The sequence below is a fragment of the Clostridium sp. AF37-5 genome (genome assembly GCF_003477605.1).
Taxonomy (GTDB): domain Bacteria; phylum Bacillota; class Clostridia; order Lachnospirales; family Lachnospiraceae; genus Eubacterium_F.
In genome coordinates this window covers 1-13397 of record NZ_QUDR01000011.1, presented here as the reverse complement: position 1 = coordinate 13397, position 13397 = coordinate 1, and the positions used below count along the sequence as shown (strand labels likewise).

General features: G+C 42.2%; 14 protein-coding genes. 13 read left to right on the top strand and 1 reads right to left on the bottom strand.

Features of this window, described 5'->3' with window-relative positions:
• Positions 1–2: 2 nt before the first annotated feature.
• The 7 genes from DW019_RS08295 to DW019_RS08265 all read left to right on the top strand — a co-directional run bounded on the left by DW019_RS08295 (position 3) and on the right by DW019_RS08265 (position 6411).
• Complete coding sequence (locus DW019_RS08295) at positions 3–1316, top strand: hypothetical protein (protein ID WP_117478182.1); 1314 nt, start codon at positions 3–5, stop codon at positions 1314–1316.
• A 30-nt stretch (positions 1317–1346) separates the two neighbouring features.
• A complete protein-coding gene (locus DW019_RS08290) occupies positions 1347–1523 on the top strand; it encodes a Flp1 family type IVb pilin (protein ID WP_117478181.1) in 177 nt (58 codons plus the stop codon).
• Positions 1516–3492, top strand: a complete 1977-nt coding sequence (locus DW019_RS08285) for a DUF5702 domain-containing protein (RefSeq protein WP_118443087.1) — start codon at positions 1516–1518, stop codon at positions 3490–3492. Before DW019_RS08290 ends, DW019_RS08285 begins: the two co-directional genes overlap by 8 nt.
• A 160-nt stretch (positions 3493–3652) precedes the next feature.
• A complete protein-coding gene (locus tag DW019_RS08280) occupies positions 3653–4399 on the top strand; it encodes a TadE family protein (protein WP_118443086.1) in 747 nt (248 codons plus the stop codon).
• Positions 4400–4403: 4 nt separating this feature from the next.
• The gene (locus DW019_RS08275) at positions 4404–4820 is read left to right on the top strand and encodes a prepilin peptidase (RefSeq protein WP_022377798.1); all 417 of its coding nucleotides are present in this window, start codon (positions 4404–4406) and stop codon (positions 4818–4820) included.
• Positions 4817–5248, top strand: coding sequence for a hypothetical protein (locus DW019_RS08270; protein WP_118443085.1), 432 nt, complete (start codon positions 4817–4819; stop codon positions 5246–5248). Before DW019_RS08275 ends, DW019_RS08270 begins: the two co-directional genes overlap by 4 nt.
• Positions 5245–6411 carry a DUF6382 domain-containing protein gene (locus DW019_RS08265; protein WP_022377800.1) on the top strand — a complete coding sequence of 389 codons (1167 nt, stop codon included), beginning with the start codon at positions 5245–5247 and terminating at the stop codon, positions 6409–6411. The genes DW019_RS08270 and DW019_RS08265 overlap by 4 nt, the downstream gene beginning before the upstream one ends.
• 15 nt (positions 6412–6426) lie before the next feature.
• On the opposite strand, the gene DW019_RS08260 is transcribed toward DW019_RS08265, so the two are convergent.
• Positions 6427–7833 (bottom strand): ASKHA domain-containing protein, encoded by a 1407-nt coding sequence (locus DW019_RS08260; protein ID WP_118443084.1) that lies wholly within the window; start codon positions 7831–7833, stop codon positions 6427–6429.
• A 98-nt stretch (positions 7834–7931) separates the two neighbouring features.
• Between DW019_RS08260 and DW019_RS08255 the strand changes: the two genes are divergently transcribed.
• From DW019_RS08255 to DW019_RS08230, 6 genes are all read left to right on the top strand, one after another.
• Positions 7932–8540 carry a rhomboid family intramembrane serine protease gene (locus DW019_RS08255; protein ID WP_118443083.1) on the top strand — a complete coding sequence of 203 codons (609 nt, stop codon included), beginning with the start codon at positions 7932–7934 and terminating at the stop codon, positions 8538–8540.
• Entirely contained in the window at positions 8530–9522 is a 993-nt protein-coding gene (locus DW019_RS08250) for an SCP2 sterol-binding domain-containing protein (RefSeq protein WP_022377803.1), read from the top strand. The genes DW019_RS08255 and DW019_RS08250 overlap by 11 nt, the downstream gene beginning before the upstream one ends.
• 17 nt (positions 9523–9539) lie before the next feature.
• Entirely contained in the window at positions 9540–9959 is a 420-nt protein-coding gene (locus DW019_RS08245; protein WP_182431076.1) for an HIT family protein, read from the top strand.
• A 15-nt stretch (positions 9960–9974) separates the two neighbouring features.
• The gene (locus DW019_RS08240) at positions 9975–11039 is read left to right on the top strand and encodes an undecaprenyldiphospho-muramoylpentapeptide beta-N-acetylglucosaminyltransferase (RefSeq protein WP_022377805.1); all 1065 of its coding nucleotides are present in this window, start codon (positions 9975–9977) and stop codon (positions 11037–11039) included.
• Between the two features lie 133 nt (positions 11040–11172).
• On the top strand, positions 11173–11877 hold the full coding sequence (locus DW019_RS08235) for a hypothetical protein (RefSeq protein ID WP_118443082.1): 705 nt from the start codon (positions 11173–11175) through the stop codon (positions 11875–11877).
• Between the two features lie 83 nt (positions 11878–11960).
• The gene (locus DW019_RS08230; protein ID WP_117478174.1) at positions 11961–13313 is read left to right on the top strand and encodes a glucose-6-phosphate isomerase; all 1353 of its coding nucleotides are present in this window, start codon (positions 11961–11963) and stop codon (positions 13311–13313) included.
• The last annotated feature ends 84 nt before the right edge of the window (positions 13314–13397 follow it).

The following is a 13397-nucleotide window of genomic DNA, read 5'->3' as shown; positions in this document are numbered from 1 at the left end:
TCATGAAAATTAAAAAAGACTGGTTTGGCATGTTTTCGTCTACGAGGGAGTATGCCAGAAGCATTTATGTGAGAGAACCGACCGAAGAAGTTGAGAAGCGGATTTGGACAAAAAGGATAAAAACAGCAGGGGTGTTAATGGCCGCTCTATTACTCAGTTTTTTGTATTGTTTATTTCAGCCGTCAGATACGCAGGAAATTTTGGATGGCTATGTGGTGAGACGGCAGGAACAAGAGCAGTCTTTGGCGGTTACGGCTGAGAGTAATGATGGACAGAAACTCTGGAAGAAGGAGTTAGAACTTATCGTGTCAGACCGCGATTTTACGGAGAAGGAGAAGGAAAATCTGGATGGCAAGACAAAGAAGTATCTGGAGTCTGAACTTCTGGGAGAAAATCAATCGCTTCAGCATGTGGATAAACCGCTGCATTTGCCGGATTCCATGCCCTCTACGCAGATGGAGATTCACTGGACGGTAGAAGACACTTATTTAAATGAAGATGGAAGCCTTTGCAAAGAGCAGATTCCAAAGTCTGGTGTCGATACGGAGGTGACGGCAGAGGCTTCATGGAAAAACTGGAAGAAAATATATTCATTTCCCATTCACATTGCGCCTGTCAAGTGGAGTGAAAAGAGTTTGTGGGAGAAAAATGTGGAACAGGCAGTGGCAAAGCAAATGGAAGAGCAGGCAGAAAAAGAAGTTGTAAAACTGCCGGAAACCATTGACGGTAAGAAGGTGCGCTATATTTTGAAGTCGGACGAAAAAAGTTATGCACTTGTGTATCTGGTTCTTGCTCTGATAATTTGCCTGCCGGTATTTTGGAGAATGCAGCAAAAGAAGGAGCAGACGCTTCGCAGGGAGCAGCTCTTACTTGACCATCCGGCGGTGGTAAATCAGTTTATGCTGCTTTTAGGTGCCGGGTTAAGCGTGAGAAAAGTGATTGAACGACTGGTTAGCGAGTATGAGAAAAAGTGCCAAAGGGGAGGTAAAAAAAGGTATGTGTATGAGGAACTTGGTGTTGCGATGCGTCAGATGCACGATGGCGTATCGGAGACGAAAGCAGTGGAGTGTTTTGGCAGGCGCTGTCTGTTACAGCAGTATTTGCGATTTTGTTCTCTGATTACGCAGAATATGAAAAAGGGAGCGGAAGGAATGCTCGCAATTTTAGAGACGGAGGCGATGGATTCTTTAGAAAGGCGCAAAGAACACGCACTGCAGCTGGGGGAAAAGGCAGGTACGAGACTGCTTTTCCCGATGATGTTGATGTTATTGATTGTTATGGGAATTATTATGGTTCCGGCATTTATGACAATGTGAGTGCCGGCGGATGGAAAGGAAGGTACAGCTATGAGAAATGTAATGAAAAATTATTTTTTAGAAGAGGATGCGATTGGTGTTGTTGAAATTATTTTGATTCTGGTAATTTTGATTGCTTTAGTGCTGATATTCAAAACGAAAATTACCAGTGTTGTAACGAAGGCGTTTACGAATTTTACCAGAGATACGGGGAAAATTCTTGCGTAGGCTGACGGGCTCCATCACGGTGTTTCTCTCGTTGGTTTTTCTCTTGGTTTTTGCCTTGTTTGGCACACTGTTGGAAACGGCACGCTATACGGTATGTAAAAACCATGCGGCGAGAACACTGCGGACAGGAGCAGAAGGGCTTTTATCCGAGTACAATAGACCACTCTATGAGCATTACGGATTGTTTTTTATTGAGAAAGGCGGTACCCCATATGAGCAGGTGATTGGGCGTTATGCAGGAGATACAATTTCCGCGGCGGACAAAGGTGAAATGGATTTTTTAGATGGCGGAATTGATGACATTCAGGTGAAAAACAAAGTGTATCTGGGGGATAATCACGCAGAGGCACTGCAAAAGCAGATTCGCTCTTACATGGGACGTGTTGTCACGAAGGAACAGTTACAAAAGGTGTTACATTCATCAAACGATTTGAAAAAAGTGGAAAAGTCCGCAAAAAATATCGAGACGACGGTGGAAAATCAAAAAAAGGCTGCAGAATGTTATACGGATTTACTTGAGTTGATGCGGTTGGTGGATGGCATTACGGTGGCGGGCGGTACGATAATCTGCGAGCAGGAATTTGTAAAGATGTTCGTTACCGGAGAGTGCAAGGGGCAGAATTTTGGTGTCACTGAAGGCGCCGTGTGGAAACAGATGAAGAAAAATCTGGATCAATCAACGAAAGATTGGAATATAAAAAATAAGCTAAAGTTTTTGGCAAAGGTATCGAAGGTTAAAGGACGTATTAAACAGGCACAGAAAATTGGTGAGAAACTAAAAAATGGGTCAGCGTCAAAAGATGATACCATTTCGCGTGTGATTGCTGCTCTTCCGGTACTTAAGACAAACCTGGATATTCTTACAAAAACGGAAGAAATACTGCAAAAGGATAGTGTTAAAAACTGTAAAAAACGGCTGGAAAAGCTGTGGCAGGATTATGATACTTCATCCATTGTTTTTGATTATACCGGAGTGGAAGAAGATGGGGGAGGCGAAAATCCAAAAGATTCTTTGGAGGGTTCTTTTTCAAAAGGGATTCTTTCTCTTGTTGTAAAGTCGCCGTCCAAGTTGTCGAAAAAGTCCATTCAGTCGCCGGATTCTTTTGCTGAGTATTACAAAGAACAGGAAAAAGATAAGGAAGATTACGAAAAGAGAATATCGGATTTTATCTCGAGTGATACGGTGTCGCTTACAGGGATTCTTGGTGACATGGCAGATTATGGGATGGATGAATTTTGCCTCGATGAGTACATACAACATAAGTTTTTGGCATACGGAGAAAAAACGGACGCCAAGTGGAAACAGGCATTAGATTACGGACTTGAATATCTGGCTGCCGGAAAGGCATCGGATGAGGAAAATCTGGAATCTGTGCTAAATCGTATTTTGCTGATTCGGACAGTAACAAATTTTGTGGCGCTTGAGAGTGACTCCAAAAGACGAGGTGAGGCTCGAGCAGCCGCCATTGCGGCGGTTGGGTTTACCGGGCTTGCTCCGTTAATTACATTGACGCAGACGTTAATTCTTATTACGTGGAGTATATCGGAAAGCTTAACGGATGTTGCGGCTCTTTTGGATGGAAGAGATGTGCCACTTTGGAAAACGCCGAAAAGGTTTGTAACAAATTTTACGGAAATTGTTTTGATGAATCATGATTCACTGCAAAAAAGAGCAAAAAGATTTCCGAAGAGTAAAAAAAGCAGTTTCGGTTATCAGCAGTATCTGATGATGTTTCTGGCAATGACAAAACAGAGTACGAGAAGATACCGTGTGATGGATTTGATTCAGAATACAATGCAAAAAAACGGTTACAAGGGATTTAAACTGGGTAGCTGTGTTTACGAAATGAAAGTATGTGGCGGTTTTTTATTCCCCGGTCATTTCTTTCGTATGGCACCTCTTGAAAGCGTCCTTGGACGAGATGTGAAAAACTGCCGCATCAATGTTGAAATCTGTGCGGGGTATTAAAAAAAGAATCGAGGCGAGAAAGGGTATTCTATGAAAAATTTAATTGAGGAATGAACCAAATTTTACCTAAAACAAAAATATAAAACATTATTATAATGAAAACCGTGTAACAATAGGATACCCTTTCTCGCCTCGAGTTTATGTATGGGGAGGATGGAATGTGAAGAAAAAAGAAAATGGCTCTATGACGGTAGAAGCGTCAATTTGTTTACCTGTATTTCTGTTTGCTATGATTTTAATTGGTTATCTGGGGCAGATGATCCGGTGTCAGGATGAGGTACAGTCTGCGCTTTCGCGGGTGGCAAAAGAAGCCGCCGCAGAGTATGGCATGTCAAAAAGTAATACGATAAAAAGCCAGGCGTATTATTTAGCGAAAATGAGTTTGTATTTAGAAGGTTCGGCGGGGAAAATTACTTTTTTTCAATCCCGTCTTTTAAAAGAAAATGATGAGATCGATTTGATTGCCGGTTTCCGGGTGAAAACACCATTTTCTATTTTTTCTCTGGGCAGTTGCCAATTTCGCCAGCGCGTACATACAAGGGCTTTTACCGGTGTGGAGCGGCGGGAAAAGGAAAATGAAAAAGACTGTGTTGTTTATCTAACGGAGACCGGAACAGTTTATCACCGCTCGTTGGATTGCAGTTATTTAAAACTTACGATATCGAAAGTTTTGTATCGTGATTTAGTGAATCTTAGAAACAGCAGTGGCGGAAAGTATAAGATATGCGAAAGATGCTGCCATGGCATAACGCCGCAGGATGGAGAGGAAGTTTACATCACCATTTACGGAGACCGTTACCATAAATCGCGAACATGCAGTGGGCTTAAGCGGACAATTCGGGAAATTATGCTTTCGCAGGTGGGAAACCGTGCGCCGTGCAGCAAATGTGGCGGAAAGGAGAAGTGATAAGATGAATGTATTTATTTTTTTAATCACCGGTATTTATTTATCCGTGATGGCGGTAATTGACCATAGACTTCAAAAGATTCCGGTACTTCCCGGCGTGATTGGTATTCTTGTCATAGTGCTGGCGAGAGTGGTAGATGGCGATTTTTGGAAGTGGATGCCGGGAGTGGCAGTGGGTGTTTTTTTATATTTGATGAGCAAAGCGACAAGGGGTGCCGTCGGAGAAGGAGATGCCCTTGTTTATCTGATGACAGGAGTAACGCTTGGCTTTTTTGGCAACATAGAACTTTTGACATTAAGTTTGTTTTTTTCTGCTATTGTTTCGGTGTTTCTCCTTGTTTTCCGTAAAGTAGGGAAAAAGAAACGGATTCCGTTTGTTCCTTTTACGGCAATCGCTTACGGGGTGGTGATGGTTTTATGAAAGAAGCAAGTTATACGGTAGAGGCGGTGTTTGTCGGCTGCATTACGATATGGGTCATACTGGCGCTTCTGTACAGCAGTTTTTATATCCATGACCGCATGATATTAGGCTCTGAAATTGGAAACCGGATAGAATGTGGCAGTGAGCGGGGAGAATTGTCCGTTTCTGAAAAAGAAGAAAATAATCTTTGTCGTCTGCTCAATGAGAAATTATTTTTAATGAAAATCAATCAGCTGTCACTTACCAAAAAGATAGCATCTGTGCGTGCGGATGTCCGGTATTCACTGCCGATTTCTTTATCCGAAATAAAGGCACTTTTTGTAACGAGGGAAACCGGGCAGAATTTTGTATTTACAAAGGAACTGATTCGTCCCATGGAAATGAAGTGGGATTATGATTTGCTGAAAGGAAAAGGAGGGGGAAAATGAAGCAGGAATTTGTTCAGGAGGGCATGAGAACCTATTTAAAAATTGAGGGAGATGATTTGGAAAATGTCGGGGATAAAATGTTTTCTTATCAGACGATTCCCGGTTTTGTGCCGATGGAGATTGAATGGGTGGATGAGAAAAAACAATATGTGTATGATGTGACCGGTAAGTTGAATTTGAAACAATATCTGGAAAAGGATGGTATAGGAAAACATAAAGTGAAAAAGGTTATGGAATGTTTGTTATCCCTGCCGGAACGGTTAGAGTCATATTTACTGGATGGAAATGATGTGAGGATACTGCCGGATTGTATTTTTGTGGATAAACATTCGGAAGAAGTGTATGGCATATATTATCCGGGGAATGACTGTTATGGAATGACTGCTTATGCGGCAGTTGCCGAGTTTATAATTGACCATATGAATCAAAAGGATACTGAACTGGCATTTTTCGTGTATGGACTGCACAAAAGGTTTCTTGAAGAAGGGATGACACTTGTTGCTTTGCGGGAATATATGGATTCGGATTCCCATGTGGAAACAGATTTTGCAAAAGAGGAAGAGAAAAAAGATTCTTTGATTTATCAGGCAAAGTCAACTCCGGATAAAGAATTTTTACCGTTTAAAAAAGGGCAGATGGACACAGAAGTTTTGCGGCATGCGGTTCCGATTGGAGTTTTAATTTTAGGAGTTCTGGTGCCGGTTGTTTTGTATGCAGGCGGATGGTTTCGACTGGCGGTTTCCGGTGGAACAGACTGGGTAAAAGCAGCCGGAGCATTTATATTTTTTCTTGGCGTTTCTGTATATGGGGCTTGGAAATTGTGGCCGCAAAAGGAGATTGTTGCTTCTTGGGATGAGACGGATTTGCTATCGGTCTGTTTGATTCCCTGTCAGGGAAAAGAAGAACCGGTTCCGCTTTCGCATTTTCCGTTTTTGATAGGAAGTGAGAGAGAACGGGTCGATGGCGTGCTGTGCGCCAAAGGAGTGAGTGCCATTCATGCACAGTTTGTCCGGGAAGGAGATGTGGTATATCTGCTGGATGAAGAGTCCGGGCAGGGAACTTTTTATAATGATACACGATTAGTTCCGTGGCAGAAAACAAAGGTAAAGGACGGAGATATCCTGCGGTTTGGGACTGGCGAGTATGTGGTGGAAATCACTTAAAATAACGACACAAAATTAGCGGATGTCCGGAAAAGTCATGTGGTGCAGATAGGTTTTCTGAAAATCCGGGTGTTCCCCTAAATTCAAAGGGACGCAGTCGTTTTGAATCGCCGGTGTCCGTTCATAGACAGCCCATTGATACAATCCCTGAAGACAAGTGTTTCCCATTACTTTTATTTCAGAAATGCAAAGGTCTGAAAACAAGCCGATGCACTGACAGTCTTCAATTGACAGATGGAATCCAAAACCGCCGCCAAGATATAGTGTGAACGATTCCTTTTTTGATACACCGGATTCCGCTAGGAGAATATCGATACCGGCAGCAATGGCAGCAATGGCGAGCTGGATACTGCGTAAATCTTCGGGAAGGAAGGTGATTGATTTTCCATCAGGACTTTTTGACAAAACAATACCGTCTGTCTTAAATTTTTCAGTTAGAACACCGTCACTTGTCACATAGTGTTTACGAAGTAATTCGGCACACAGGCTGATGGCACCGGAACCGCAGATTCCGATTGGATGGGCATTGTTTATTGTCGTAAGGGAAGGGAAAAGATTTCTCAAAACGACATGTGAAATAGCCCCCGAAATGCCGGGACATCCACAGGAGAGGCCGTTTCCCTCAAAGGCGGGACCTGCCGCAGTTGCAGCGGTATAGAGTTTTCGCTTGTGGTTAAGAACCATCTCACCGTTGGTTCCCAAATCAAGAAACAAAGCATTTTCACCGGATGACGGTAAATGGCAGGAAAGAAGCCCTGCGGTAATATCGCCGCCGACAAAGGCAGAAATCCAAGGGGCGGTGTAGACGGTGCAGTTTCCAATGGAAAGTGGTTCCGGGGAAGGTACCTTGATCGTAAAAGGGCTGTGACCAAGGCTTGTACAGTCATAGCCAAACAGCAAATGTATCATGGTGGTGTTTCCGCCGATATAACAGAAGCGAATGGCAGAAATGTCATTATGTGTCATCTGGCAGAGGAGGGCGGTTTCCTTTTTTATATGTTTACGGATGCAATCCGTTAAATCGGAAAGATTTCCATGCGTCGCAGCCTGAATTCGGGAAATGACATCTGAACCAAAATGAGCTTGTGGATTTGCGGAAGTTTTACACTGGCGCAGAGCACCGGACTCTTTATCAATAAACGCCATGGCAATCGTTGTTGTACCAAGGTCAATTAAAAGGGTGTCGGCAGTGCCGTCGGATGTTTCCATTTTTTCTAAGGAGACACTTTGAATTTTGTCAGAAGTATCCGGAAGGGATACATCCATTGGCTTCTTTGGAATCAGGGAGCAGTCAAAGGAATACCGCGCACCATTACAGCGATGGGCACCGTGGCAGTTACAGGGAAGTGAAAATCCCTGCTCCTCAATCAGAGTCAATATATTTTTAGTATTCTGCGCATCCGCATGAATGTGAATGTTCATAAGAAATCCTTTCCTCGGCAGATTGACCGACCTTTCATTCTGTGTTACAATTCATCATAGCATAAAGTTTAAAAAAGAGGAAGAACAGGGAGAAAAATATGGAGACTAAAAACCGCATTCCGGTGATGACGCTTTTGCTGATTTTGATTAATGTTGTGGTGTATCTGTATGTGGAAATTCATGGTTCCAGTTATGATGCCGAATATATGATAAAAATGGGCGCTGTGTATGAGCCGTATATTGTACAGAGACATGAATATTACCGGCTTATTACGCATTTTTTCCTTCATTTTGGATTTGATCACCTGTTTAACAATATGATTTCTCTTTTGATACTTGGTTATTCACTGGAGAAAGTAACAGGGAAAATAAGATTTTTAATTTTATATTTTTTGTCTGGAATATTGGCGGGAATTGTTTCCTTAGCGTACAATCTGTCAATTGCACAGGAAAGTGTATCTTGTGGTGCATCGGGTGCCATATATGGTTTGATGGGTGCGCTGCTTGTGATGTTAGTTGTGGGGAACCGGGGAAGGTTGTCTTCGGAAGTACCCCGATATATTTTGTATCTTGCCATTAGTCTGTATAGCGGGATGCAGGATCCGACGATAGATAATGCCGCCCATATTGGCGGTTTTGTAGCAGGTGCTGTCATTTGTTTATGCATGACGCGGTTTATCCGAATGGAGGTTTCTTATGAGAGTTAATATTTATTATGGTGGACGAGGTCTGATTGACGACCCGACGTTGTATGTGTTAGAGAAAATTACAAAAGTGCTGGATGAATTGCGGGTTACTGTGGAACGCTATAATCTATATGAAGATAAGCGTGCGATTACCGTACTTCCAAAGACGTTAAAAGAGGCAGACGGTGTGATTTTGGCGGCTTCTTTGGAGTGGTTTGGATTTGGCGGTTTTCTGCATCAGTTTTTGGATGCATGCTGGCTGTATGGCGACAAAGAAAAACTTTCCCATATGTATATGATGCCGGTTGTGATGGCGACAACGTATGGGGAGAGAGAGGCAGAGTATTCTCTGATTCGCGCATGGGAAATGCTTGGCGGTGTGCCGGGCGAAGGTATCTGTGCATATGTAGATAATCATGTGGAATTCGAAATGAATGCACAGTTTGGCCTAATGATTGAAAAGAAAACAGAGAATTTTTACCGCATGATTTCAAAAAAGGCGGTTGCTTTCCCGAACAGCAGCGTTGCCGTAAAGAGAAATGTATTAAGAACCAGCAATCTTTCCCTGACGCCACAGGAGAGCGAGCAGTTATCAGAGTATGTTTCCAATGATAACTATGTAAAAAAACAAAAAGAAGATATTGAGGAATTAGCAAGTTTGTTCAAAGGGATGCTTGGTGAGGAAAAAGATGAAGACGATTATGTAGAGCGTCTGAAAAGCCACTTTTTCCCGATGGAAGGACTAAAAGCAGTTTTTCGTATTGATTTAGTGGAAGAAAAATCTTCTCTTATTATTGATATTAATGATTCAAAACTGAATTGTTACCGAGGAACGGTGGAGCAGGCAGATGTTACAGCGAAAGTGAAGACCGCAGTTTTCGAGCAGGTGCTTGATGGCACAAAAACTTTCCAGAGTGCATTTATGTCCGGCGAGTTATCGGCACAGGGAAATTTCAAAATCCTGCGCAATTTTGACACCATTTTCCGGTTTCAGAATATATAACATGGAGGAAATGAAGGATGAGTGTGGATAATTGTATTTTTTGTAAGATTCTTGCGGATGAGATTCCATCATCGGTTGTGTATGAGGATGATATGTTTCGTGCCATACTAGATGTGAATCCGGCTGCGAAAGGTCATGTTATTATTTTGCCGAAGAAGCATGCGGCAAACATATTTGAACTGCCGGATGAAGAGGCATCGAAGATTTTGATTGTAGCCCGCAAAATTGCGAAAGCTTTGAAAGAGGCTTATCACTGCGATGGAGTAAATATTTTGCAGAATAACGGAGAGGCAGCAGGACAGACCGTATTCCATCTGCATGTTCATGTGATTCCTCGTTTTGAGGGGGACACAGATCATATTAACATTGGCTGGAAACCGGGTGAAACACCGGCTGATTTACAGGAAATCGCAGAAGCAATTAAAGCAAATTTATAAGGAGAGGATTTTCCTATGAAACGAATTATTTTGACGGGCGGCGGCACCGCCGGACATGTAACGCCGAATATCGCGTTGATTCCGGAGCTTAAAAAAAGAGGATTTGAGATTCATTACATTGGTTCCAAAACAGGAATTGAAAAAGAATTGATTGGAAACTTTGATATTCCGTACTATGGAATTTCTTCCGGTAAACTGCGCCGCTATTTTGACGTAAAAAACTTTACGGACCCATTCCGTATTTTGAAGGGATATTCAGAGGCAAAGAAACTGATTAAGAAAATCAAACCGGATGTTATCTTTTCAAAGGGCGGTTTTGTAACGGTGCCGGTTGTAAAAGCAGCGAGCAGACAAAAAGTTCCATGTGTGCTGCATGAATCCGATATTTCACCGGGACTTGCCAATCGTCTCTGTATTCCGTCCGCTACGGCAATTTGTGCAAACTTTCCGGAAACGATTGCCAATCTGCCGGAGGATAAAGCATATCTGACAGGAACGCCAATCCGAAGCGAGCTGTTTTCCGGAAACCGTCTCAAAGGACTGGATTTTTGTGGATTTACGGCAAACAAACCGGTTATTCTTGTAATTGGCGGAAGTCTTGGCTCCGTTCGTGTGAATGAGGCAGTCCGGGAGATTTTGCCAAAGTTATTAGAAAAATATCAGGTCATTCATCTGTGTGGAAAAGACAAAGTGGATGAATCACTGAAACAGACAGAAGGCTATGTGCAGTTTGAGTATATTCAGAAAGAATTGTGCGATTTGCTGGATGCAGCAGATTTGGTGATTTCGCGTGCCGGCGCAAATGCAATTTGTGAATTGCTGGCCCTTCATAAACCGAACATTCTGATTCCGCTGTCGTTGGAAGCAAGTCGCGGTGACCAGATTTTGAATGCGGCTTCTTTTGAAAAACAGGGCTTTAGCTATGTGATTAAAGAAGAAGAATTAACGAGCGAAAAATTGTTGGCAGCCATTACATCGGTTGATGAGAATAAGGAAACTTATAAACAGGCAATGAGTCAAAGCAATCAGCAGGATGCTGTTGTGAAAGTTGCAGATATTATTGAAAAAGCTTGTAAATAGTTGGATGATGCCGAAAATTGGCAGATAATCCAAAATAATGTCATACGATTTTTGAATTTGATGGGATATCCTTCTAGGCAGAAGAATATCCCATTGTTATACTTGTCTTATCAAACAGGAAAGGAAGATGAATATGACAGAGTGGATTCAAAAACAGTATGTTGTGGCAGGTATTGCTGCTGTGTGTCTTGTATCAATGTTAGTTAAGTGCCTCATTCGCCACAAATACCGGGCGATGCTTAGAGAGGTACAGGATATGGGACATTCCAAACATAAACTTGTGAAGTCAATGGTGATGAAATTCGATGCCTGCTATAAGTTAAAAATGGGAGTTCCCAATGTTTCTCTTTTTGTGAAGAAATATTTGTGGCACTACCGCATGATGGGGCTTTATATGAAAACGTGGGAAAATATCAATGGGTTCTGTCTTGTAATCGTAATGGCGGGAAGTATGGCAAGCGGTATTTTTGCCATGATGCAGGGAATGTCTGCGGCAATTGTTTTTTCACAGCTGTTAGCAGGTGTTTTTGCAACCGGAGTTTTATTACTCATCGAATACATAGCAAATACATCGAATCTTTTTGACATGCTGCAGGTTGATATTACGGATTATCTGGAAAATATCTGCAAACCCCGCCTTGAAAATGAACTGTTTCATGCAGAGCATCTAAGTGAATATCAAAGAGAATATTTTGATGAGACACCGGAGCAGAAAGTTGTGGATTTGGATTTTTCGAAGAAAAAAACGGAACCTAAGAAATTAACATCAGAAGACCTTACGTTTACCAAAGAGGAAGAGAGTGTGATACGTGAAGTCATTCAAGAATATCTCGGTTAGTAGTTGACAGAGAGAAAATGGAAAGAGTATAATTTATGGTAAGTGGATTAATAGACTAATAACACAACAGGAGGAACAATTTGATGGGAAAACATGTTACGTTTGATTATTCGTTAGCGGATAAATTTATCCGTGAGGATGAAGTGGAATTGATGATGGCTTCGGTTCATGCGGCAAGAGAGACTTTGGAGTCAAAAAGCGGGGCAGGAAATGATTTCCTTGGCTGGATTGATTTGCCGGAAGATTATGACAAGGCTGAGTTTGAGCGGATTCAGGCAGCAGCGAAAAAGATTCAGTCAGATTCAGATGTATTGGTTGTAATTGGTATTGGTGGTTCTTATCTGGGTGCCCGTGCAGCAATTGAATTTTTGAGACACTGCTTCTATAACAGTGTGGACAAGTCTGTACGCAAGACACCGGAAATTTATTATGCAGGTAATAATATCAGTGGTACATATCTGGCACAGTTGATTGAGACAATCGGCGACCGTGATTTCTCGGTAAATGTCATTAGTAAATCGGGAACCACAACGGAACCTGCGATTGCTTTCCGCGTGATGAAAGAGATTCTTGAGAATAAATATGGAAAAGAAGAGGCTGCAAAACGAATTTATGCAACGACGGATAAAGCAAAAGGTGCGTTGAAGAGTCTTGCAACCGAAGAAGGATATGAAACATTTGTAGTACCGGATGATGTAGGCGGAAGATTTTCCGTATTAACAGCTGTTGGTCTTCTTCCGATTGCAGCAAGCGGTGCTGATATCACAAAACTTATGGAAGGTGCACAGAGCATGCGTAAGCTTTGCTTAGAGACACCAATTGAGAAAAACGATGCCATTTTATATGCAGCAGTTCGTAACCTTTTGTACCGTAAAGGCAAATCCGTTGAGGTACTCGCAAACTATGAACCGATTTTCCATTATGTAGGTGAATGGTGGAAGCAGCTTTATGGCGAGAGCGAAGGAAAAGACCAGAAAGGTATCTTCCCGGCTTCCGTTGATTTGACAACCGACCTTCACTCAATGGGGCAGTTTATTCAGGACGGTTCCCGTATTATGTATGAGACCGTAATGGAACTGGAAAAACCGGCACTTGACCTTACCGTGAAAAAAGAAGAAAATGATTTGGACGGCTTGAATTATCTGGCCGGAAAAACATTGGATTTTGTAAATAAGAGTGCGATGAAAGGAACACAGCTTGCTCATACGGATGGTAATGTTCCAAATCTGCAGATTCGTATTCCGGAGCAGAACGAGTTCTATCTTGGTGAGTTGTTCTACTTCTTTGAATATGCCTGCGGTATCAGTGGATATCTGCTTGGCGTGAATCCATTTAATCAGCCAGGCGTTGAGAGTTACAAGAAAAACATGTTTGCTCTGCTTGGTAAACCGGGTTATGAGGAATTAAGTAAAGAATTGCTTGCAAGATTATCGTAAGGAAAAAGACAAAACAAAAGGGACCGTCAAATGATATGCTCCCTTCTAGGTAGACAAGTGAAATAATTAAACTTGTTACTTAGG